Source organism: Streptococcus sp. SS4 (genome assembly GCF_030440125.1).
GTDB lineage: Bacteria > Bacillota > Bacilli > Lactobacillales > Streptococcaceae > Streptococcus.
On the sequence record NZ_JAQFJM010000007.1, the window covers coordinates 24,656 to 48,128 of the forward strand.

Below are 23,473 nucleotides of genomic sequence, written 5' to 3' on the forward strand. Positions count from 1 at the left end.
CGCTTGAAAATCCTAAAAATAAGCACAAAAATAGCAGCTAAATCTGACCGAAAAAACGTTGATTTAACTGCTGTATCTCTTGATTGGACAATATTTCAACCAAGTAAGACGACAAATAGTTGTCTATATTATACCTAATTTTTTGCTTTTTTGCAAGTTTTCTTGGGAATTCCTAATGCCCTCCAAGAATGCTAGACCAGGCTTTTTGATAGTCACTGTCAGTTCCACCAATAGCAAATTTGTAGGTTGTATCTCCAGGCCCATTTTTAGCCCAATAAGTATCGACCATTTCACCACTTACAGAAACATTACGACCATTGACAGACACTGTTGCTGGTTTAAGGCCTGTTGATTTGAGCACACTTGCCTTAATAGCACTTGAATCGATATTAAACTTATCTCCCGTTTTAAAAATACCTGGATTGGCATTGTAGATGGCGGAAGTTAAACGAGCCATATATTGCGCATTGTAGGTGTAACCCGTTTTAGAATTGGTTGGTGTATTATTGTCATAACCAGCCCAACCACCAAGAGTAATACCAGGCGTTGAGACAATCAACCAAGCATCCGCAAAGTTATCTGTCGTTCCTGTTTTACCCATCCAGTCAGCTGAGGCTGCTGCACCATTGACATTTTTCAATTCAGAATGAAATTGAGTTGTCGCTCCCTTAACCACAACTTCCTTGAGCAGGTTATCCATGATGCTAGCCGTAGCTCTTGAAAAGACTTGAACCCCTTCAGATTTATGCTGATAGATAACTTCGCCAGTCCGGTCAGTAATACTATCAATCATATGACCCTTCTCATAGACGCCACCATTTGAAAGCATCTGATAGGCATTTACTTGCTGGGCAACCGTGGTTTCAATTCCCCCGCCAAGAGGTAAACTCTCGATATTGTAGTTAGCAATCTTATAACCCATCTTGGTCATGTAACCCTCAACGTCAACATCATGACGTTGAAGCATTTGATATGTCCAAAAGGCTGGAATATTCCACGAGGTATTGAGTGCCTCTTGTAGGTTCATCATAGCTGTACCCTTATCACCATCATGGAGAATAGGCGTTCCACCCGTAAAATTAGTTGGATAGTTAGAAAGGATACTTGAGCTACCCATCAAACCTTGATCAATAGCAATTCCATAAGCAATAATAGGCTTAATAGATGAGCCTGGGGAGCGTGCCGTATCAAAGGCATGGTTATTTTGATTATTTTCGTAACTACGGCCACCAACAAATCCTAGAATTGCTCCAGTCGCATTATCCATGAGCACATTTCCGACTTCAACTCCACTATTTCCACCTTGGTCGAGGAGGCCACCATATTGACTCGCAGCATCTTGCATCGCATTATAAACTGCATTATCAATAGTTGTCTTAACGCTGTAGCCACCGGTTTGTAGCTCTTGTAGGGCCCTCTCACGATAGCTTTCCTTGGTCTTATCATTTTTCAAATCTTGACTCGATACCTTGTCACGTTTAACGAGATAATCATACATGACATCCTGAGCCTCAGACATGACAGAATAGTACAAATAGTCATGACTTACAGCATCAGACTTCTCACCAGCCTTGAAATCTTTAGTGATATCATAATCCTTATAGCTTTCATACTGCGACTTATCTAGATAGCCACCGCGATAAAGATTGTAGAGTACATCTTGCTGACGTGCTAAGCCATAAGAAAGATCCTCTGCATTTTTTAATTGACCGTCAGCTGTATAAGGTGAGTAGACAATCGGGCTCTGTGGCAAACCTGCCAGATAAGCCGCCTGAGGAACTGTCAAATCCGCTGCAGATACCCCAAAAATACCTTGAGCAGCCTCCTCAATACCAGCAATATTTTTCCCCTTGTTGTTACGTCCAAAAGGGGAAACATTCAGATAATCGGTTAAAATTTCATTTTTAGAAGCGCGACGCTCCAATTGTAAGGCATAGATAATCTCTGCCGCCTTACGTTTAAAGGTTGGCGCATCGCCTGTTACCTGTTGCTTGATTAACTGCTGCGTTAGCGTCGAACCACCACTTGAAGAGCCGACCCCCAAAACTGATGACACCAAAGCCCTAAAAACTGCCTTTGGTACAACACCCTTATGCTTTTTAAAATTTTCATCCTCAGTCGCAATGATGGCATTTTTGACATTGTTAGAAATAGCATCACTCTCAATAGGTGTTCTCAGCAAGTCAGTATCAATATCCGCAATCTTCTTGGAATCGGAATAGCTCATCGAAGATACCAAACTAACCTCACTAATCTGATTCAACAAGGTTTTGTCCTTAATCGACGGAACAGACTCAATTTGACTCCCCAGATAACCCAAACCAATTCCTGCACCGAATAAGGTAAGAACGATAATAACCACATAAAAGAAATCAGACAAGAGCTTTAAGGTTTTTAAGAAAACATCACCCATGTCTAAGAGTGTCATCCCATCCTCAGGCGACTTACGTGCTTGCTTACGATTCCACTTAGATCCAGTCGTAGCTTTCCTTTCTTTAAAAGATTTATCTCCTCTTTTAGACCTAGAACCAGCGAACTTTGTACGAATAGTCTGCCCTAGTCGCCTAAAATAATTTATTATTTTTTCAAAATTCATAGAAATACCTCAAAGCCTATTATAACAAACTTTGACAAAGCTTGCATAGGGTTGCTTTCTTTTGGTATAATGGTGCAGAATATACTTTACTGGAGAATATCATGACAATTTTTGAAGAACTAAAAGCACGTGGCTTGATTTTTCAAACCACTGATGAAGAAGCCCTTGTAAAAGCCTTTGAAGAGGGACCAGTCTCATACTACACTGGTTATGACCCAACAGCAGACAGTCTCCACCTTGGACACCTTGTCGCTATCCTTACAAGTCGCCGACTTCAATTGGCTGGACACAAACCTTACGCCCTCGTTGGTGGTGCAACAGGTTTGATTGGTGACCCATCATTTAAAGATGCTGAACGTAGCCTGCAAACCAAAGAAACTGTTGAAGGTTGGGTTGAAAAAATCCAAGGACAACTCTCTCGTTTCCTTGATTTTGAAAATGGTGACAACAAGGCCGTTATGGTCAACAACTATGACTGGTTTGGTTCAGTCAGCTTCATTGATTTCTTGCGTGACGTAGGTAAATACTTCACGGTTAACTACATGATGAGTAAGGAATCTGTTAAGAAACGTATCGAAACAGGTATCTCTTACACTGAGTTTGCCTACCAAATCATGCAAGGTTACGATTTCTATGAACTCAACGATAAGTACGGCGTAACCCTCCAAATTGGTGGTTCTGACCAATGGGGTAACATGACAGCAGGTACTGAGCTCTTGCGTCGTAAAGCAGATAAATCTGGACATGTCATCACTGTACCACTTATCACAGATTCAACTGGTAAAAAATTCGGTAAATCTGAAGGTAACGCTGTCTGGCTTGATGCTACTAAAACAACACCTTACGAAATGTACCAATTCTGGCTCAACGTTATGGATGATGACGCTGTTCGCTTCTTGAAGATTTTCACTTTCTTGTCACTTGAAGAAATCGAAGAGATCGGTAAAGAATTTGACCAAGCTCGTCACCAACGTTTGGCACAAAAGGTTTTGGCTCGTGAGGTTGTTACTTTGGTTCACGGTAAAGAAGCTTACGAACAAGCTGTTCACATCACTGAACAACTCTTCGCTGGTAACCTTAAAGCTCTCTCAGCACGCGACCTTAAAGTTGCCCTCAACGGTGTCCCAACATATGAAATTTCAGCAGATGAAAATCTGAACATCGTTGAACTTCTCGTCAATGCAAAAATTTCACCATCTAAACGTCAAGCACGTGAAGATGTCCAAAACGGCGCTATCTACATCAACGGTGAACGTGTACAAGACTTGGATTACACTCTCTCAGACACAGATAAAATTGATAATGAAATTACTGTTATCCGTCGTGGTAAGAAGAAAAACTTTGTCTTGACTTACTAATTTATGGCTATTCTCACTCCTTAATGGAGTGAGTTTTTTTTTACCAAAAAGAGCAGTAGGATTGATTCCCAACTACTCTCTTCAGAACACAAAAAACCAGCACTAGGCTGGTTTTCGAGACTATCACATTAGTTATAGATTTTGAATGCGTCGTCGTCGTTTTGACCAACGAATGGCATTGCTTTACGCAATTCAGCACCAACTTTTTCGATTTCAAGGTTAGCAGCTTCTTCACGGTAAGCAGTAAGTTTTGGACGTCCAGCCTTGTAGTCGTTAACGAAGTCGTTAGCGAATTTACCATTTTGGATGTCAGCAAGAACTGCTTTCATATTTTCTTTCACTTGTTCAGTGATAACACGTGGACCTGATACGTAGTCACCGAATTCCGCAGTGTTTGAAATTGATTGACGCATTTTCTTGAATCCACCTTCGTAGATCAAGTCAACGATCAATTTCATTTCGTGAAGCACTTCAAAGTAAGCCAATTCTGGAGCATATCCAGCTTCAGTCAAGACTTCAAAACCAGCTTCGATAAGGGCAGTCAAACCACCACAAAGAACTGCTTGTTCACCAAACAAATCTTCTTCAGTTTCTTCTTTGTATGTTGTTTCAAGAAGACCAACACGTGCTGCACCAACACCTTTACACCAGTCCATAGCGATGTCTTTAGCGTTACCTGTAGCATCTTGGTATACTGCGTAAAGTGCAGGAACACCAAAACCTTCTTCAAATGTACGACGTACCAAGTGACCAGGTCCTTTAGGAGCACACATGAAGACATCAACATCTTTAGGAACTTTGATGAATTCGAAGTGGATGTTAAATCCGTGTGCGAAACCAACAGCATTACCAGCTTCAAGGTTTGGAGCAATTTCTGCTTCGTAAAGTTCTTGTTGGATTTCGTCTGGAGCCAAGATCATGATAACATCAGCCAATTTAGTTGCTTCTGCTACTGTGTAAGTATCAAAACCATCTTCCTTAGCTTTATCAAATGATTTACCTGGACGAACACCGATGATCACATCGTGACCTGTATCACGCAAGTTTTGTGCATGCGCATGACCTTGTGAACCGTAACCGATAACGGCGATTTTTTTACCGTCAAGTGCTGCTACTTTTACGTCTTTTTCATATTCCATTTGAACTGCCATAGTAATATGTCTCTTTTCTAAAAAAATAATTTATTGCCTTTTTAAGGCTGGGTTAACAAATTTAAGTTGGATTTTTTAATCACGGGTAAATCCAGTAGCACCCGTACGAGCGATATTTTTGATTCCGTAAGGACGAATAACTCGTAGAAGCGCCTCGCTCTTTTCAGCATCACCAGTCATCTGGATAGTGATAGAGCTTGGTGCCACATCAACCACCGAAGCACGGAAAGGTTGAATAATCGCCAGGATTTCAGCACGTTTAGAGGTTGGTGCTGATACCTTAACTAGGATAACTTCACGTTCCAAGTGTGGCTGATCCGTGATATCACGGATGCGAATCACATCAATCTGACGATTAAGCTGTTTGATGATTTGTTCCACTTCATTTTGAGTATTCACATCAATAATAATCGTAATACGTGAAACATTAGGATCCTCAGAAGCCCCTACAGAGATACTTTCAATGTTAACTTGACGTCGTGAAAGAACACCTGTGAAGCGGTTAAGGACACCTGAACGGTTCTGAAGTTTAGCTGTTAACATTCTACGCATTGAACTTCACCCCCAACATTTCGTGATTACTCTTACCAGCCGGAACAATTGGCAAGACATGCTCTTTACGAGAGATATCCACCTCGATGAACATTGGCACGTCTTCCTTGATAACTTCCAAATCCTGATCAATTGTCTCTGGATTATCAAACTTGTAAGACTCAATGCCGTAAGCTTGAGCCATCAATTGGAAATCTGGAAGGGTATCAAAGACAGACTCTGATGTACGCCCTTCGTAGAAGGACTCTTGCCATTGACGTACCATACCAAGTGAGTGGTTATTCAACATAACAACCTTGATTGGCACCTTGTAAATATTTAAGATAGCCAATTCTTGATTCGTCATTTGGAAACCACCATCACCAACAAAGAGGATAACTTCTTTATCAGGATTAGCAATTTTAGCACCAATTGCTGCTGGAACACCGAACCCCATTGTTCCAAGACCACCTGAGGTCACCAATTGACGCTCATTTTGGTATGGATAATACTGAGCTGTCCACATTTGATGTTGACCAACGTCAGTAACAACAACCGCGTCACCCTTAGTCAATTCACCGATACGCTCGATAACTGCCTGAGGCTGTACCATACGTTCTTTCTTATCGTAAGAACGTACACGCTCTTTGTCTTTTGTAACTTTTTCAATCCATTTTTCAGTGTTATTCTTAACCACTGGTTCTGCTAAGAGCATTTCAAGAGCTTGCTTGGCATCACCAACAACTGGAAGGTCCACTGCAATAATTTTACCAATCTCAGCTGGATCCACATCAATATGGACAACCTTGGCATTCTTAGCAAATGTTTTAGGATTACCTGTCAAACGGTCATCAAAACGACAACCAATGGCAATCATAAAGTCAGCATCGGTCATAGCAATGTTAGCTGCATATGAACCGTGCATACCACCCATACCCAAGAAGAGGGGGTGACTAGTAGCAATTGTCCCTTGACCTAAAAGACTTGTAACAACTGGGATTTGGTAGCGTTCTGCAAAAGCAACTAGCTCCTTAGCAGATTCAGAATAAGACACCCCACCTCCAGCTACAATAACCGGCTTCTTAGCTTTACCCAACTGCTTCAAGATTTTCTTGATTTGCATTTCGTTTGGTCTTAGCGTCGGTTGGTAACTTGGAAGATTAATTTCAGGATCGTTGATGAAAGCTGTTTCCTTAGCCACGACATCTTTAGGGAGGTCGATAACAACTGGACCAGGTCGGCCAGTTGTTGCAATATGAACCGCTTCCCTAATAATACGAGGAATATCAGCTGTATCGCGAATCTGATAATTGTATTTTGTAATCGGCATGGTAATTCCGACAATGTCAGCCTCTTGGAAGGCATCCTTACCAATACCTGGTGTTGCGACCTGACCAGTAAAAACTAGGAGAGGTACGCTATCACTCATAGCATCTGCAATCCCTGTAATAGCATTAGTGGCACCAGGACCACTCGTTACAAGAGCAACACCGAGTTTACCAGTTGATTTGGCATAACCTTCAGCTTCGTGCAGACTTCCTTGCTCATGACGAGATAAAATATGATTAATCTTGTCATTTTTGTAAATAGCATCATACAAAGGAAGAACCGCTCCGCCAGGATATCCAAAGATAGTTGAAATCCCAAGTTCAAGAAGTGTATCTAGAATCAAATCAGCACCAGAGCGTGCTTCTTCAAGTTCAATTTTCTTCACATGGACCTCCTTTAGTAGTTGTTTTTTTCGAATTGTCTAAAAATTCAAAACCTTGTATACTATGATAACATTTTTAACCAAATTTGCAAGGGTTTCGGAGAAAAATATCACAAACTCTTCGGAAAGAATGTTCTTAGTTTTTTTCTTGTGCTTGACGTTCTGCTTTACGTTCTTCGAATTCTTCGTCACTCATCAAAGTCCCGCCGACATTGGCTGATTTAGCAAAGGCTGTATAGCGACGCAACCAACCACTTGAAATTTTTGATTTGAAAGGTTTCAAATGTTTGCGGCGTTCTTCAAGGGTTGCTTCATCGACAAGCAGATCAAGGGTACGATTTGGTAGGTCAATCACGATTTCATCCCCATCTTCGATTAGGGCGATATTACCACCTTCTGCTGCTTCTGGAGAAACGTGACCAATAGCAATACCACGAGTAGCTCCTGAGAAACGACCATCCGTAATCAGAGCCACATCCTTACCAAGACCGCGTCCGACAATCTTAGAAGTTAGTGCCAACATTTCTGGCATACCAGGTCCACCCTGAGGACCTTCGTAACGAATGACAACGACATGGCCCTTCTTAACTGTTCCATTATCAATCAACTCAAGGGCCTGATCTTGTGAATCACAACAAATAGCTTTACCACGGAAAGTTTTAACAGATGGATCTACACCACCGACCTTGATAACAGCTCCATCCTGAGCAATATTTCCGTAAAGGATAGACAAACCACCAACTGGTGAGATAGGATGCTCAATTGGATGGATAATTTCTTCATTCTTGATTTCAGCACCAGCTACGTTTTCTTTCAAAGTTTTACCAGTAACTGTAATACGATCACCTTTAATGGCTCCTTTTTTAATCAACTGATTGATAATGGCTGGAACACCACCAGCTTCATGGACATCATGCATAGTGTAAACACTTGAAGGTGCAATTTTAGAGAGATAAGGTGTCTTCTTGGCAATTTCGTTAATGTCCTTAAGGTCATAGTCAATACCGGCCTCACGCGCAATAGCAAGAGTATGAAGAACAGTATTGGTTGAACCACCCATGGCCATATCTAGAGCAAACGCATCATCGATGGCTTCTTTGGTCACAATATCACGTGGGCGAACATTATTTTTGATGTTATCCATCAATTTTGTGGCTGCTTGACGAACCAATTCACGACGTTCATCTGAAACGGCTAGGATAGTACCGTTACCTGGAAGGGCAAGGCCCAAAACTTCCATCAAACAGTTCATTGAGTTAGCGGTAAACATTCCTGAACATGAACCACAAGTTGGACAAGCATTTTTCTCTAAATAATCGAGCTCATCCATGCTCATATCACCAGCCTGATAAGTACCTACTGCTTCAAACAAACTTGAGAGAGTCGCTTGATGACCAGTCATGTCAACGCCACCCTTCATAGGTCCACCAGAACAAAATACTGCTGGCACATTAGTACGCATAGCCGCCAAAATCATCCCTGGTGTAATCTTATCACAGTTAGGAATGTAGAAAACCCCGTCAAACCAGTGGGCATTAATAACTGTTTCTGCAGAATCGGCAATCAATTCACGAGATGGAAGACTGTAACGCATCCCAATATGCCCCATGGCAATCCCATCATCCACACCAATGGTATTAAACTCAAAAGGAATACCGCCAGCCTCACGGATAGCTTCCTTGGCAATATCTGCTAATTCACGCAAGTGAACATGCCCTGGAACAATGTCAATATAAGAGTTACAAATAGCAATGAAGGGCTTTTGCATATCATTGGCAGATTTAACTTGCCCAGTCGCATACAAAAGTCCGCGTGCTGGTGCCTTATCAACACCAACTTTGATCATATCACTTCTCATGATGTTACCTTCAATCTATAAAATTTCTTACAACATATGTTACCACTTTGGAAAGTAATGTCAAGGAATTTTCAGAATATTTTTGTAATTCCGAAAAGATATACCTGCTATATCAAAACTGACAAAACAAAAAGGAAGCCCTAAGACTTCCTAAATGATTATTCAACACTGAAGAGGTATGGATAAACTGGTTGGTCTCCTTGGAAGATTTCAACTTCGATATCTTCATGAGCCTCTTCCAATTTTTCCGCAAGTGCTTGAGCTTGTTCTTGATTACCTTCTTCGCCGACGTAAATCATAACAATTTCACTGTCTTCGTCAATCATCTTGTCAAAGGTGTCAAGAAGGGCTTGGTCCATATCTGGTGTAGACACAAGAATCTTACCATCCACCATACCAAGGATATCATTTTCATGAATCTCAAGACCATCAATAGTTGTATCACGTACCGCCAATGTCACGCTACCACTTGTTACATCTGAAAGACTAGCTGTCATAGCTTCAACATTAGCTTCGATACTTTGGCTAGGATCAAAAGCAAGCAAACTTGTAAATCCTTGTGGAACTGTACGTGTTTCAACAACAGCCGCATTGACATCTACTACTTCAGCAGCTGATTGCGCTGCCATAAAGATGTTTTTATTGTTTGGCAAGATGATTACATTCTTAGCATTGACCTGTTCAATAGCCTTAACAATATCTTCTGTTGATGGGTTCATTGTTTGACCACCTGAAATCACATAGTCAACACCTTGTGATTTGAAGATATCTGCAAGTCCATCTCCAGCAACAACTGCAATAAGGGCAAAGTCTTTAGGAGCAGAAGGTGTAGCTTGGATAGCTTCTTCTTTTTGAACTTGTGCATCGTGTTGGTTACGCATGTTGTCAACCTTAACTTTGACAAGAGCCCCATATTTAAGACCTTCTTGCATGACAAGACCTGGATCCTCTGTATGGACGTGAACTTTTACAATTTCATCGTCGTTAACCACAAGAAGAGAATCCCCAAGGTTACTCAAGTAATTTTGGAACTCTTCATAGTCAAAGTCTTTCACATAAGTCGGACCTTGTTTGAGACCAATCATGATTTCCGTACAGTAACCGAAGGTAATGTCTTCTGTTGCAACATGACCAGCAACTGACTTATGGTGTTCTGCATTGATCATCTCTGTCATCGTAGCAGGTGTCGCTTGGAAGTCCTCTGAAGCGATATACTCACCTGTGAGGGCTGACAAGAAACCTTCATAAATGAAGACCAAACCTTGACCACCTGAGTCTACCACACCAACTTCTTTCAAAACTGGAAGCATCTCTGGTGTCTTAGCCAAAGCAGCTTTAGCTCCATCGAGAGCTGCACGCATAACCTCAACAGCATCATTTGTAGATTCAGCTTTCTTAATCGCTGCTGAAGCTGCACCACGTGATACTGTAAGGATTGTTCCTTCGACAGGTTTCATAACTGCTTTATAGGCAACTTCAACCCCTGCTTGGAAGGCATGAGCTAAATCTTGACCATCAAGTTCCGTTTTATCCTTGATACTTTGACCAAATCCACGGAACAATTGTGACGTGATAACACCCGAGTTACCACGGGCACCCATCAAAAGACCTTTAGATAAAATCTGACCAACTTCACCAACTGTTGAAGCTGATTGATCTGCGACAGCTTTGGCTCCGTTATCCATAGTCATTCCCATGTTTGTTCCAGTATCTCCATCTGGTACTGGGAAGACATTGAGTGAATTCACATATTCTGCTTGCTTACCTAGACGTGTTGCTGCCGCTTGGACCATCTCCTGAAGCAAGCTTGTTGTAATTTTAGACACTAGTTTTCTCCTACGACTTTAATATTTTGAACGTAAACATTTACTGTTTCAGCCTTGATACCGAGCTGATTCTCAAGATTAAATTTCACACGTTCTTGAATATTTTTTGAAACCTCACTAATCTTAACACCATAACTCATAACAGTGTAAACATCCACAGTGATACCTGCATCAGTAGATTTCACGACAACTCCTTTTGCGTAGTTTTCCTTTCCAAGAAGTGCTTGAAAATTATCTCGGATAGCACTCTTACTTGCCATACCGACAACGCCAAAAATTTCTGTTGCTGAACCGCCAACTACTGTTGCGATGACATCATCTGACAATTCGATTTGACCATCTTTTGTATTGATTTTTACAGTCATAATTACTACCTCAAAAAGTTTTTATCAGCTTATTTTACCATATTCGAGCTTACTTGTAAAAAATAAGAAGAAGATACCCTTTGAATAAGAGTATCTCCTCAATATTTATCATTAAAACTTTCTCTTTATGAGATAACGACGGTACATCACATAGAGGAAGACCGCACGCCATACATTATCAACAACGGTTGCAATCCAAACACCCGCAAGACCCATTCCCAGACTCACCCCAAGAAAATATCCTGAGAAAATTCGGATAATCCACATCCCAATAGTTGTCGCATAGAAAGGCATCTTAGCCTTACCCAGACCTTGCCAAACTGCAGTGTAGACTAGAGTCGCCGAAGTCACAGGATTCCCAAGGAAAGAATAAAGAATAACTACCTGACTAGCCGCAATAGCTGCTTTATTATCTGTAAAGAGACCTGATAAGCCTTGTCCAAAAAGCAAGATGCTCCCTGAAACCAGAACCATCAAAAAGGTTGAAATCCAATAAGACTCTCGTACAATACGCTTCATCTGAGCCTTATCCCCTCGACCCAAACTATTGGCAACCAAGATAACCGTAGCCGTTGCGACTCCCATACCAGGCATATAGTTAAACTGAGTAAGGTTTTCACCGATGGCGTTACCACCGACAACGGCTGTACCAAAGGTAACAATAATAGCCACAATGACCACATCTCCAGCACGCATCATCAGTCGTTCACCTGCTGCTGGCAGAGCAATCCCCAACAACTCCCTGTTGAAAGGTTTGGTAACTTCAAGCTGCTTCACATCCAATTTCATCGCTTGCCACAGTATCACTGTCCCAACCAGACGAGAAAAAACCGTAGCCGTTGCGACCCCAATAATCCCCCAATGTCCCACAAAGATAGCTAAAGAAGATAAAATAGCATTAAGGACATTAGTCAAAAGACTGACGACCATGGAAATACGAGGCCGTCCCTTAGCCCGTAGTATGTTACCAAAAGTAGTCATTAAGGCTAGGAAGACCACTCCTCCACCGACAAGAGCAAGGTAGAGACTACCAGCCTGAGTCACAGATTGCTCAGTACCTAAAAGATTAAGAATGGCCCCACCACCAAAAATGGAAAGTAAACCAAGAATGAGACTAAGAGCAAGGGTAATAATAATAGCATCCCAGGTGTCTCGGTTAGTCGCTTTAACATCTCCCTTCCCTAGACTTCTAGCAATGACACTGGCACTTGAGGCTCCCAGAGCAATGAAGATAGCTTGGTAAATCGTGATTATATTATTGGCTACGGAAACCCCTGATATGGCGACAATACCAACCTGAGCCACTAGGTAAGAATCGACAACCCCCATCAACATTTGTAGAAGGTTTTCGGCCATAGCAGGCAAGGCTATGTTTAGAATTTTCTTTGTTTCTGTCATAATATTCTCTTCTATATTGATAAAAATAGGGCTGATTTCTCAGCTCCTATTTTTTTATTCTTATACACCAAGATAGCTTTCAACTGCTTTTTGCATATCAGCTGCCGCAACAACTGTTTTATGGCGAACTTCCGCATGTTCAAGTCCATCTACAGCAGCTGGGATAGCTACACCTGAAAGTTGGTGCAAATCTTCTACTGCTTTGAAATCATCCCCACTGTCTTTACCAGTGACAGCTGAAATAGCCACACGTGGGAATTTATATGGGCTAGCTGTTGAAGCGATAACTGTAGGGGTGTGGTCATCTGTCTTTTGAACATATGCTTCGTAAACAGCTGAGGCAACCGCTGTATGAGGATCTTCGATATACTTGTTTTCATCATAGACACGTTTGATTTCAGCAGCTGTTTCATCCTCAGTTGCAAAACCTGCTGCAAACAAATCAAGAATATCTTTATCTGCACCAGCCAAAGTATACTCGCCCTTAGTCACAAGTGCATCCATGAGCTCTTTAGTCTTAGCAGCATCATTACCAAGAAGGTGGAAAATCAAGCGTTCCAAGTTAGAAGATACCAAGATATCCATAGAAGGACTTGTCGTTACCTTGAAGTCACGTTTCTTGTCATAAGTACCCGTTGCGAAGAAGTCTGTGAGGACGTTATTTTCATTAGAGGCACAGATTAATTTGCCAACCGGAACACCAATCTGACGTGCATAATAAGCCGCCAAGATATTACCAAAGTTTCCTGTTGGTACTGTGAAGTTAACCTTATCTCCGTTTTGGATATGACCTGCCTTAACCAACTGCGCATAGGCATATACATAGTAAACCACTTGTGGTACCAAACGACCGACGTTCATTGAGTTAGCTGATGAGAATTGCGTATGATGAGCCAACAATTTCTCACGCAAGTCAACATCATTAAACATACGTTTCACATCGGTTTGGGCATCATCAAAGTTACCATCAATGGCAATAACGTGAGTGTTAGCTCCTGTTTGAGTGGTCATTTGCAATTCTTGGATTTTTGAAACACCGTCTTTTGGATAAAAGACAATAATTTCAGTTCCAGGAACATCTGCAAAACCAGCCATAGCAGCCTTACCAGTATCACCTGATGTCGCTGTCAAGATAACAATCTTATTATCAACACCTTGCTTTTTAGCTGATGTTGTTAGCAAGTAAGGCAAGATTGAAAGGGCCATATCTTTGAAAGCGATAGTAGAACCATGGAAAAGTTCAAGGTTGTAGTGGTTCTTAAGTTTAACTACTGGTGCAATAGCAGCTGTATCAAACTTGTCGTCATAAGCATTTGTGATACAGTAATCTAATTCCTCTTCCGTAAAATCATCCAAGAAAGCTGACAAGACCAATTTAGCAACTTCTTGGTAAGAAGCATCTTTCAATTGATCAAAGTCCAAAGCAACCTCAGGTGTTGACAATGGTGTGAACAAGCCACCATCTGTTGCCAAACCTTGAAGAATAGCCTGACTAGCAGTTACTTTATTATTTTCGTCACGTGTTGATTGGTATACAAGTGTCATGGTAAATCCTCTTTTTAGATAGTCTGTGGCTCTATTGTAGCATAATTGTCAGAATATTTCTACACGTATTGTGACTTGTGAGAAAATCATTCGGATATCACCTTATTCTCTTCCCTCAACGACATGAAAAAATCCGGAATAGCGATTCCGGATGTCATTTTAAAATTTATCTTTGGTGTCATTCTTAGTTGAGAAAGTAATATCTTTTGATTTACCATCACCACTAAGCGTTACTTTCTTGTCTTTTTTAGTCACTTTTAGCTCTTGACCTTTTTTCACATTGAGACCATCGATATCAACATCTTTGTTGACAGAAGTAACAGTCATCTTATGCCCCAAGCGACTAACCTTCCCTTTGAAAAGGGTTGTTGTTGTTTCGCCTGTCTTCGAATCATACTTTTGACCATTATCTTTCGCAGCTTTTTCAAGAGCTTCATCAAGTTCTTTTTCTATGGTTTCCTCACTATAATAGTTTTCAAAGGAATCTCCATAGAAGGCTTTAAATAAATCTCCAAAGGCTGAGAAGGACTTCTGAACCCTCTCACGATAGTCCTTGATATAGGTTTTCTTATCAAAAGTATAGCTAGCAGTCACCTTGGCATTGCTACCTTTTACTTTCATGGTTACAGCAGTATCTTTAAAGTACTTTTCAAGCTCCCTACTATCCAAGTCTGTCAAACTTTCAGACATGCTTGAGCTATACTCTCTACCTAGAGAACTACTGTACCATTTGCCATCAATATTACCTGTCACATAACGGTAAGTCATAAAGCCACCGATACATAAGAAGACAAGGACTACTGCTGACAAAACTGAGACTAGGATGCGTTTTTTCTTTTTGGGATCCATTGGTTTTTTAGGAGCCAAATTTGCCATAGCTGCTTGTCCTTCTGGAAAAGGAACCGTAGAAGGTGCAGTTGCTGTTACTACTGGTGCCGTTTCAGTTGGTAGAGGACTAGTACTTGTCTCGACGATTTCTGCCTCAACCTTAATAGGTTCAGTAGTAGCTGCATCTTCAGTTTTAGCCGGTGCTTCATTAACAAACTCCCCAGCTTTCAAAGCATCCGCCATTTCCTGAACACTCGGCTTGCGTCCGTTTACCGTTTCAAAATAGTCCAACCATTCTGCTCTTGTCATTTATATTCCCCTTTAATTTCCTTTTTTATTTATTTTTTGTAAAGCTAATGTCACCAAATTCACTGTGTGCCTTAATAGTAAAGCCTCCATTGTTAGTCGTATAATCTAATACATCACCTTTTTTAAAAGCATCTGAATCTCCAGCCTTATCCACAGTGATTGTTTGCTCCCAACGGTTAATATCACCCGTAAAAGCAGTTGTTGTGACACGACCGGTTTTGGCATCGTAGGTATAACTCTTTGGAAGTTCTTTCTTCACTGTCTCATCAAACTGTTTATAGTAGTCTTTTTCTGACAATGAATAACTATCAAAAACCTCCGAGAACTCCTCGCCGTACTGACCTTTCAATTCAGTAACTCTACTCTGGTAAGCCTGATAAAGACCTTTACGATTGTAAACAAAGCTCACTTTTAAGTGAGCCTTATTGTCAGTAATACTCATTGCTGTATTGATATCGGTGATAAGATCTTGACCTTGTGGTAAAGCATTACTAACTTTATTCTTAGTATTAGCAGTATCTTTCAGAGTGGCTAACATTTTCTCACTAAAGGTTGGGCTTGTCCAATCGCCCTCAATGCTTGCGGCTCGATAACGGTATCCCATCACGAGACAAACAATCAAAAGTATGGTGAGTATCGCTGCAATCACACCTGATACCATCCCCACAATATTCTTTGAGGTTACTGGCTCCTTTGATTCTTTTACTTGTTGACTAGGATTGAATTGAACACTCACCATCCTATCAGCATTAAACTCTTTAAACTTATTAGTCGCTCTATTTCCTGCTGCAGAAGCCACTGGTGGCCTCAATTCACGAGACTTGAGAGGATGTGCTGTTTCACCCAAACTAAGCCCTTCTTCTTTTGTCATAGGAATCTCCTTATCTCGCTGTAAGGTTATTATAACAATTCTTAAAGCGTTTTTCTATCTTATTCGGGAAAGTCCTTTATTTTTAATTTGGATAAACACTCTAATATAGAAGGTTTCTAGCAAAAAAAGTAGCCCTTATAGAGCTACTTTAGTCTATCGCTTATCCTTTATAATCAAAGGCAATTTCGATGATTTCTTTCAATTCTGAAATAAGTGGTTCTTTCGGATTAGCTGTTGTACATTGGTCTTCATAAGCATGTTCGGCCAAAGTATAGGCAGTGTCTTGAAGAAGTTTCTTAGTAACACCTTGCCCCTTCCAGTTCATGGCAATACCAACGGCAATACCCAATTCGTATACTTTTTGTGCCAAAACTTCAACTAATTCAGCATCTGATTGCTTGTCAGTACCCCATCCCATAAAACGAGCGATATCTGCGTAATCTTTGTCTGCACGGAAGTAGTCATATTTAGGGAACATAGCGTGTTTTTGAGGATCACGACCGTTGTAACGGATAACGTGAGGCATCAAAATCGCATTAGTACGTCCGTGTGGAATGTCAAACATAGGACCAACCTTATGAGCTAGTGAGTGGTTGATACCAAGGAAAGCATTGGCGAAGGCCATACCAGCCATTGTTGACGCATTATGCATTTTTTCACGTGATTCTTCATCACCAAAGCGGTAAGAATGTTCAAGATTTTCAAAAACAAGTTTAATCGCTTGAAGTGAAAGCCCACGTGTATAGTCGCTAGCCATGACTGATACATAAGATTCAATGGCGTGAGTCAAAACGTCCATACCTGTATCTGCTGTAACGCTGGCAGGTACACTCATAACCAAAGCAGGGTCAACGATAGCAATGTCCGGAGTCAAAGCATAATCTGCCAATGGGTACTTGATATGAGTTTCACTATCAGTGATAACCGCAAATGACGTTACTTCTGAACCTGTCCCTGAAGTTGTTGGGATACAGATGAATTGTGTCTTCTGAGCGTAAGGAATCTTGTAAGTACGTTTACGGATATCCAAGAATTTTTGTTTAGCACCGAAGAAGCTTACATCTGGGTGTTCAAAGAACATCCACATAGCCTTAGCAGCGTCCATTGCAGAACCACCACCAAGAGCGATGATTACATCTGGTTGGAAATCTACAAAGCGTTCCAGACCTTTATAAACGGTATTAGTAGATGGGTTTGGCTCAACATCTGAGAAAACATCTACTGCCGGTCTGTGGCGGTTAAGTTCCAATTGGCGTTTAACCAAGTCTGCATAACCAAACTGAACCATACCAGGGTCACAAACCAACATCACGCGCTCAGCTTCAATGTGACGCAAGTAAGTTATTGAATCTTTTTCGAAGAAGATTTTTGGTGGGACGCGAAACCATTGCATGTTATTGCGACGCTTTGACAATGTTTTGACATTCAAGAGATCAAATGAGCTAACATTGTGTGACACTGAGTTATGACCGTGTGAACCACAACCAAGAGTCAATGATGGAATCATGTTATTGTAGATATTACCGATACCACCTTCGGCTGATGGGCTATTAACCAAGACACGGCAGGCTTTCATGCGGATACCATATTGGAGTTGGAGCTCTTCATTTTCAGTGTGGATAACAGCAGTGTGTCCAAGACCACCCAAATTGAGCATGCCTTCTGCTTTTTTGAATCCATCTTCAACGCCATCAGATTTGATAAGAGCAAGTACTGGAGACAATTTTTCCAAGGCAAGTGGGTGTTCCATTGTTGCATCTGGAATTTCTGCCAAAAGCATTTTTGTACCTGCAGGAACTTTAAGGCCAGCTTTTTCAGCAATTTCAATAGCTGAGTGACCTACAATGGCACCATTTACAGCTGTACGCGCTTCATTAAGAACGACTTTTTCCAATTTAGCAATGTCAGCTTTTTTAGAAATGATGACACATTGATGTGCTTCAAATTCAGCCTTAACTTCGTCATAAATAGCTGCATCAACGATAGCTGCTTGTTCAGACGCACAAATCATACCATTATCAAAAGTTTTTGAAACGATGATATCGTTGACCGCACGTTTAACCTTAGCATCAGCAGCGATATAAGATGGGACGTTTCCGGCTCCTACACCAAGCGCTGGTTTACCAGTTGAATAAGCAGCCTTAACCATTCCAGGTCCACCAGTCGCAAGTACTGTGGCAATCTTAGGATGGTTCATCAAAAGACCAGTTGCTTCGATAGATGGCTCTTCAATCCACTGGATGCAGTCCTTAGGTGCCCCTGCTTCAATAGCTGCATCACGAACGATACGAGCAGCTTCTGCAGATGATTTTTGAGCTGATGGGTGGAAGGCAAAGATGATAGAGTTACGTGTCTTAAGAGCAATGAGGGCTTTGAAAATGGTTGTTGATGTTGGGTTAGTTGTTGGTGTAACCCCACAGATAACACCAACCGGCTCAGCGATAGAAACCAAACCTTGTTCTTTATCTTCAGCAATAACGCCTACAGTTTTGTCATATTTAATACTATTCCAAATGTATTCAGAAGCATACATGTTCTTGATGGCTTTATCTTCGTAAATACCGCGCCCTGTTTCATCAACGGCCAATTTTGCCAAATACATGTGTTTATCTAGAGCAGCAATCGCAGCTTGGTGAACAATATGGTCCACTTGCTCCTGCGTAAAGTTAGCCATAGCATCAAGGGCTTCAACCCCTTTTGTTGCCAATTCATCTATTACTGTTTGAACATCTTTAGTTTGTTTAGTCATATAAAACTCCTTTGAATACTTGTTAAAAACTTCACAAGCTTTAACACAAGTATATTATAGCGTTTTCTAGACGCTATGTAAACCCTTACAATGATAAAAATAAAGAAATCCGTCCATTTTTGGACAGATTTCATCATTATTACCAAATAATCACGCGATCTTCTGGGGCACGCCACATGCCGTCGCCCTCTTTAACGTCAAATTCCTTGTGGAATTCGTCGAAGTTGCTCACGATAACATTGGTGCGCCATTTGGCTGGAGCATGCACATCCACGCTAGCTAACATTTGCATGTATTCTTCACGTGCTTTCATACGCCAGATTGTCGCAAAATTAACAAAGAATTCATGAACTGAAAAATCCTTATCTCGTTTAGCTGCTTCTAAGGCACAGGCTACACCACCGAGGTCAGCAACATTCTCAGAAACAGTCAATTTACCATTGACCTTGGCACCATAAGAGTCCAAGCCCTCAAACTGATCCACAATCTTGTCAGTACGTTCCTTAAAGGCTGCATAGTCCTCTTCAGTCCACCAATTCTTAAGACTACCGTTCTCATCAAAGGAAGCACCATTTGTATCAAAGGCATGGGAAATCTCATGAGCAATGACAGCACCAATACCACCGTAGTTGGCTGATGACGATTGGTGAAGGTCATAGAAAGGTGCTTGAAGGATAGCTGCTGGGAAAACAATTTGGTTCTGCTGTGGATCATAGTAAGCATTAACCATGTGGGCAGGCATATGCCACTCACTACGATCAACAGGTTGATTCCACTTGCTCCAACTATGTGCAACTGAAATTTCGACTAACTTCTGTGCATTCTCAACAAGTGATAAGTTTTCATCAATAATCTTCTTATCATATGTCTCAGGTAGTTTTTCTGGATAACCAATGTGAGGCGTAATAACATTAAGTTTCGTAATAGCCTTTTCACGTGTTTCTGGTGCCAACCAATCCGCAGTTTGAAGGCGTGATTTATAAACATCAATCATAGTTGCCACCTTCGCTTCAACATCTGCTTTTGCTTCTGGAGAGAATTTTTCACCTGCATACCAAAGTCCAAGAGCCTGATTGTAAGGTCCTTGTGCCAAATAGTAGGCTCCTTTTTTCTTGTCCCAGGCTTGTGGTGTTCCTGAAAGCGCACGACCATATTTTCCAAATAGAACACGAAGTTCGTCTGTCAAATAGGCATTCCAAATTGTCGTAGCATCGATAAGTAGGCTCGCCTTAAGTAGCTCCCAATTATCTTCTGAATAATATTCCGCCGCAAATTCTGTCCAGAAGCGCTCTTCAGGAACGATAACTTTATCAGGAACTTGTCCCAAGATTTCTGTGAAGATATTATCAAGTGGGAGTTCCGGTGCTAGCTTGGTAAAGTCTTCCCAATCATATGGGTGGTAGAGTTCCACATACTCGGAAGATTCTTCACTCGAAAGGACATACTTGGCCAACTTAGCATCAAGGGCAATAACCTTGTCCAAGATATCTTTGATTTCTTCAGCTGTAAAGCCATATTTCTCAAGGAGTTCTTCTTCCATTTCACGCCAAATTCCTAAAAGCTCCTTGCCCTTCTCATTATCCTCAGTGTAATAGGTTGTATCAGGTAAAATAATACTTGGCGCTGCTGCCCAGAGGACATTTAATTGAGCATTCATAAAGTCTGGAGACACACCGAATGGGAACTCATTAGGCTTACCAGACATCTCATAGTCAGCAATTTTCGAAGCAAACTCTGAAAATGACGAGAGTTGCTTGTATTCTTCAATCCAAGGTTTAACAGGCTCGATACCCAATGCCTCACGTTTGTCAAAGTCCGTAGCCATACGGTGAAACTTTATAAAGTTTTGTAGAATGGCATTGTCAGGAACATTCTCTCCTGCCAACCATTGATCAGTCGTTGCAAGCATGAGGTCTTCAATTTCATCTGCTAAATCTGAGAAACCTCCTGTGCGTGGTTTATCATCGGGAATCACTGCTGTTTTTTCCCACTCACCATTAATCGCATGGTAAAAATCATCTTGTAAGCGTGTCATTACACTTCCTCCATCAACATTAAAAGTGCTTTCATTATAACAAAATTCCCCAGCAAAAGCATTTACTGAGGAAAGTTTGGCTTATTTTACTAAGATTGCTAGGGTTTGATAAGGCTTAAGACTTACCTTTTCAGCAAGCTCTGCATCATCATAGTTTGACAAGAGCACGCGCCCTGCTTGGTATTCTTCTGGAATCTCCACTTCAGCTTCACTTCCATAGAAATTATTGAGCACCAAGAGTTTTTGACCGGCTAAGTGGCGTTCAAAAGCGTAGACTTCTTGACTATCCTCAAATGCTGGCTGATAGCTTCCTTCTGAAATGATAGGCATTTCTTTGCGCAAGCGAATCAATTCTTTATAGAAAGTGAAGATTGGTCCGTCGATTTCCTTTTCAACGTTGATGGCTTTGTAAGACTTCCCAACTTTCAACCATGGAGTGCCTGTTGAAAAACCTGCATGGTCAGAAGCATCCCATTGCATGGGCGTACGGGAATTATCCCGTGATTTGGCTTGGATAATCTTGAAGGCTTGCTATTGTAAACGGTTGCAAATTTGTCTGCAAGTGTTCCGGAATTTTTTTTACATATTTTTTGAAAAAAACATTAGTTGTATGTTTTTTTACCTACAAATGAGGAGAGCGATGAAAAAATACCAGATTATTTATAAGGATTTAGAAAAAGCTATCCATGATCAAAAATATCAAGTAGGAGACTTTCTCCCGACCGAGCAAAAACTGGTTCAATCTTACCAGGTTAGTCGAGACACTATACGAAAAGCATTAACCTTACTCGTTGAAGAAGGCTTGGTCAAAAAGATTCATGGCTCTGGCTCCCAGGTTATTAACCAGGAACAAATCAACTTTCCTGTGTCTGACCTTACTAGTTACCAGGAGCTAATAGTACAACAAGGCCTTAATTCGCAAACCAACGTTATTTCTCTGGATAAAATCATCGTTGATTCCAAACTCTCAGAAAGAACTGGTTTTTCTAATAGCCGACAGGTCTGGCGTGTTGTTCGTCAAAGAGTCGTTGATAGCTGCGCCTCTGTTATAGATATTGATTACCTAGATACTAGCCTTGTTCCTCAACTAAACCGTAACATTGCTGAACACTCTATTTACGACTACATCGAGAATCAGCTCAACCTTAGCATTTCCCATGCCTTTAAAGAAATCACTATTGATAATGCTACCGATCAAGATAAGATTCTTATCGACCTAGGTAAAGACCAGCATGTTGTTTGTATCCGTTCTAAAGTTTATTTAACTAATGGAAAACAGTTCCAATTTACGGAAAGTCGCCACAAACTTGAAAAATTCAAATTTGTCGATTATGCCAAGCGTCGTCATTGAAAGAAAGGGCTCTGCTCACAGAAAAAGTATCGGACAAGAATGTCCGATACTTTTTAGTTTTTACGGATAGGATCTGCTAGATACTCAGCACGAGCTCCACCAATTAACTTAGGACGACTCGCCAAAGCAGTCACATGAGCACCACCTAATTCTGGAGTAATCGGGCGAAGAGGAACTTGGACCCTCTTCACATGCATACCAATAGAGGTATCCCCAATATCGATACCAGCCTGAGCGACAATTTCCTCCACCTCAACAGGATCCTTCATATAGTCGAAAGCAGCCAGCTGACCACTTCCCCCAGCATGCAAGGTCGGAAGAACATTAACAATTTCCAAATCTTTAGCCATGGCGAGCTCACGCTCAACAACCAAAGCACGATTCAGATGTTCGCAGCCTTGAACAGCCAAGTAAATTCCTTTAGGTTCCAAAACTTCAAGAATCGTTTTCACAATTCGTTGGCCAATTTCACGGCTAGAGGCTTTTCCGATTATCCCACCAGCGACCTCACTGGAAGACAATCCCAAGACAAAGATAGCTCCTCGCCCAATAGCGGAACGTTCAACAATATCTTCTACAAGCACACGTGTCTTCTCTTCTAAATCTAGCAACATCACAACAGCCCTCCTTTAGACAACAGCTGTATTCAGGATTCGCACAATAAGATAGTACAGAATCACAAAAAAGATAAGGAAAAATACCCCTAATAATAATAACTGCCCACGGCGTTTCTTACTTAGGTCCCAGGAGAAACCAAATCCCATCAAAAAAGGACCAACACTATAACTTAGCATAAACCATAAATCTACACGTGCTATATGCCAAAAAGAAGAAATAAAGGCCACCAAACCTATTAAGGATAATATCCAAGAAAACTCCCAACGATCTGATTTAGCAAAAGCTAAGCCTATTAAGAAGCAGCCCAAGGCAGGCATGATAATAAATGATAGGGTCATAAAATAAAACATGCCATTATTATAGCATGTTTTAC

At 41.1% G+C, this 23,473-nt stretch carries 16 protein-coding genes and 2 pseudogenes; 2 read left to right on the forward strand and 16 right to left on the reverse strand.

The window, feature by feature from the left end; all coding sequences use genetic code 11:
• Window positions 1-172: 172 nt before the first annotated feature.
• A complete protein-coding gene (gene pbp1b, locus PCY16_RS07040; RefSeq protein ID WP_229040647.1) occupies window positions 173-2,428 on the reverse strand; it encodes a penicillin-binding protein PBP1B in 2,256 nt (751 codons plus the stop codon).
• A 269-nt stretch (window positions 2,429-2,697) separates the two neighbouring features.
• Between pbp1b and tyrS the strand changes: the two genes are divergently transcribed.
• Complete coding sequence (gene tyrS / locus PCY16_RS07045; RefSeq protein WP_003092098.1) at window positions 2,698-3,954, forward strand: tyrosine--tRNA ligase; 1,257 nt, start codon at window positions 2,698-2,700, stop codon at window positions 3,952-3,954.
• Between the two features lie 128 nt (window positions 3,955-4,082).
• Here tyrS and ilvC read toward each other — a convergent pair whose 3' ends face one another.
• From ilvC to PCY16_RS07110, 13 genes and pseudogenes are all read right to left on the reverse strand, one after another.
• Entirely contained in the window at window positions 4,083-5,105 is a 1,023-nt protein-coding gene (ilvC, locus tag PCY16_RS07050) for a ketol-acid reductoisomerase (RefSeq protein WP_002885764.1), read from the reverse strand.
• Between the two features lie 75 nt (window positions 5,106-5,180).
• Entirely contained in the window at window positions 5,181-5,657 is a 477-nt protein-coding gene (ilvN, locus tag PCY16_RS07055; protein WP_002892046.1) for an acetolactate synthase small subunit, read from the reverse strand.
• Complete coding sequence (locus PCY16_RS07060) at window positions 5,650-7,350, reverse strand: acetolactate synthase large subunit (protein WP_037599309.1); 1,701 nt, start codon at window positions 7,348-7,350, stop codon at window positions 5,650-5,652. The genes ilvN and PCY16_RS07060 overlap by 8 nt, the downstream gene beginning before the upstream one ends.
• A gap of 133 nt (window positions 7,351-7,483) precedes the next feature.
• Window positions 7,484-9,205, reverse strand: coding sequence for a dihydroxy-acid dehydratase (gene ilvD, locus PCY16_RS07065; RefSeq protein WP_195413417.1), 1,722 nt, complete (start codon window positions 9,203-9,205; stop codon window positions 7,484-7,486).
• Between the two features lie 158 nt (window positions 9,206-9,363).
• Complete coding sequence (locus PCY16_RS07070) at window positions 9,364-11,031, reverse strand: DAK2 domain-containing protein (RefSeq protein ID WP_070437464.1); 1,668 nt, start codon at window positions 11,029-11,031, stop codon at window positions 9,364-9,366.
• Window positions 11,031-11,396 carry an Asp23/Gls24 family envelope stress response protein gene (locus PCY16_RS07075; protein ID WP_002885694.1) on the reverse strand — a complete coding sequence of 122 codons (366 nt, stop codon included), beginning with the start codon at window positions 11,394-11,396 and terminating at the stop codon, window positions 11,031-11,033. Before PCY16_RS07075 ends, PCY16_RS07070 begins: the two co-directional genes overlap by 1 nt.
• Before the next feature lie 111 nt (window positions 11,397-11,507).
• Window positions 11,508-12,794 (reverse strand): MATE family efflux transporter, encoded by a 1,287-nt coding sequence (locus PCY16_RS07080; protein WP_195413418.1) that lies wholly within the window; start codon window positions 12,792-12,794, stop codon window positions 11,508-11,510.
• A 60-nt stretch (window positions 12,795-12,854) separates the two neighbouring features.
• A complete protein-coding gene (thrC, locus tag PCY16_RS07085; RefSeq protein WP_064523535.1) occupies window positions 12,855-14,339 on the reverse strand; it encodes a threonine synthase in 1,485 nt (494 codons plus the stop codon).
• Window positions 14,340-14,498: 159 nt separating this feature from the next.
• Window positions 14,499-15,476 carry a hypothetical protein gene (locus PCY16_RS07090; protein WP_195413419.1) on the reverse strand — a complete coding sequence of 326 codons (978 nt, stop codon included), beginning with the start codon at window positions 15,474-15,476 and terminating at the stop codon, window positions 14,499-14,501.
• Window positions 15,477-15,501: 25 nt separating this feature from the next.
• The gene (locus PCY16_RS07095; RefSeq protein WP_110980819.1) at window positions 15,502-16,347 is read right to left on the reverse strand and encodes a hypothetical protein; all 846 of its coding nucleotides are present in this window, start codon (window positions 16,345-16,347) and stop codon (window positions 15,502-15,504) included.
• A gap of 160 nt (window positions 16,348-16,507) precedes the next feature.
• Window positions 16,508-19,120, reverse strand: a pseudogene (adhE, locus tag PCY16_RS07100) (bifunctional acetaldehyde-CoA/alcohol dehydrogenase); the annotation flags it as partial.
• A gap of 115 nt (window positions 19,121-19,235) precedes the next feature.
• Complete coding sequence (locus PCY16_RS07105; RefSeq protein ID WP_073686013.1) at window positions 19,236-21,131, reverse strand: M13 family metallopeptidase; 1,896 nt, start codon at window positions 21,129-21,131, stop codon at window positions 19,236-19,238.
• An 81-nt stretch (window positions 21,132-21,212) separates the two neighbouring features.
• Window positions 21,213-21,662 (reverse strand): annotated as a pseudogene (locus PCY16_RS07110) (DUF3459 domain-containing protein); the annotation flags it as partial.
• Between the two features lie 109 nt (window positions 21,663-21,771).
• On the opposite strand from PCY16_RS07110, the gene treR reads away from it, so the two are divergent.
• Complete coding sequence (treR, locus tag PCY16_RS07115; protein WP_195413420.1) at window positions 21,772-22,482, forward strand: trehalose operon repressor; 711 nt, start codon at window positions 21,772-21,774, stop codon at window positions 22,480-22,482.
• Window positions 22,483-22,535: 53 nt separating this feature from the next.
• Here the strand turns inward: treR and PCY16_RS07120 are convergent, their stop codons facing one another.
• Together PCY16_RS07120 and PCY16_RS07125 are read right to left on the reverse strand one after the other, a co-directional pair.
• Entirely contained in the window at window positions 22,536-23,096 is a 561-nt protein-coding gene (locus PCY16_RS07120) for a TIGR01440 family protein (protein WP_014632528.1), read from the reverse strand.
• Between the two features lie 15 nt (window positions 23,097-23,111).
• The gene (locus tag PCY16_RS07125) at window positions 23,112-23,450 is read right to left on the reverse strand and encodes a hypothetical protein (protein WP_073689700.1); all 339 of its coding nucleotides are present in this window, start codon (window positions 23,448-23,450) and stop codon (window positions 23,112-23,114) included.
• Between the last annotated feature and the right edge of the window lie 23 nt (window positions 23,451-23,473).

Bases quoted from the DNA above. Each gene is read 5' to 3' on its own strand.
- ilvN (WP_002892046.1), bottom strand. From the start codon at position 5,657: ATGCGTAGAATGTTAACAGCTAAACTTCAGAACCGTTCAGGTGTCCTT.
- tyrS (WP_003092098.1), top strand. From the start codon at position 2,698: ATGACAATTTTTGAAGAACTAAAAGCACGTGGCTTGATTTTTCAAACC.
- ilvC (WP_002885764.1), bottom strand. From the start codon at position 5,105: ATGGCAGTTCAAATGGAATATGAAAAAGACGTAAAAGTAGCAGCACTT.
- PCY16_RS07105 (WP_073686013.1), bottom strand. From the start codon at position 21,131: ATGACACGCTTACAAGATGATTTTTACCATGCGATTAATGGTGAGTGG.
- treR (WP_195413420.1), top strand. From the start codon at position 21,772: ATGAAAAAATACCAGATTATTTATAAGGATTTAGAAAAAGCTATCCAT.
- thrC (WP_064523535.1), bottom strand. From the start codon at position 14,339: ATGACACTTGTATACCAATCAACACGTGACGAAAATAATAAAGTAACT.
- PCY16_RS07095 (WP_110980819.1), bottom strand. From the start codon at position 16,347: ATGACAAAAGAAGAAGGGCTTAGTTTGGGTGAAACAGCACATCCTCTC.
- ilvD (WP_195413417.1), bottom strand. From the start codon at position 9,205: ATGAGAAGTGATATGATCAAAGTTGGTGTTGATAAGGCACCAGCACGC.
- PCY16_RS07080 (WP_195413418.1), bottom strand. From the start codon at position 12,794: ATGACAGAAACAAAGAAAATTCTAAACATAGCCTTGCCTGCTATGGCC.
- PCY16_RS07125 (WP_073689700.1), bottom strand. From the start codon at position 23,450: ATGTTTTATTTTATGACCCTATCATTTATTATCATGCCTGCCTTGGGC.
- pbp1b (WP_229040647.1), bottom strand. From the start codon at position 2,428: ATGACACTCTTAGACATGGGTGATGTTTTCTTAAAAACCTTAAAGCTC.
- PCY16_RS07090 (WP_195413419.1), bottom strand. From the start codon at position 15,476: ATGACAAGAGCAGAATGGTTGGACTATTTTGAAACGGTAAACGGACGC.
- PCY16_RS07120 (WP_014632528.1), bottom strand. From the start codon at position 23,096: ATGTTGCTAGATTTAGAAGAGAAGACACGTGTGCTTGTAGAAGATATT.
- PCY16_RS07075 (WP_002885694.1), bottom strand. From the start codon at position 11,396: ATGACTGTAAAAATCAATACAAAAGATGGTCAAATCGAATTGTCAGAT.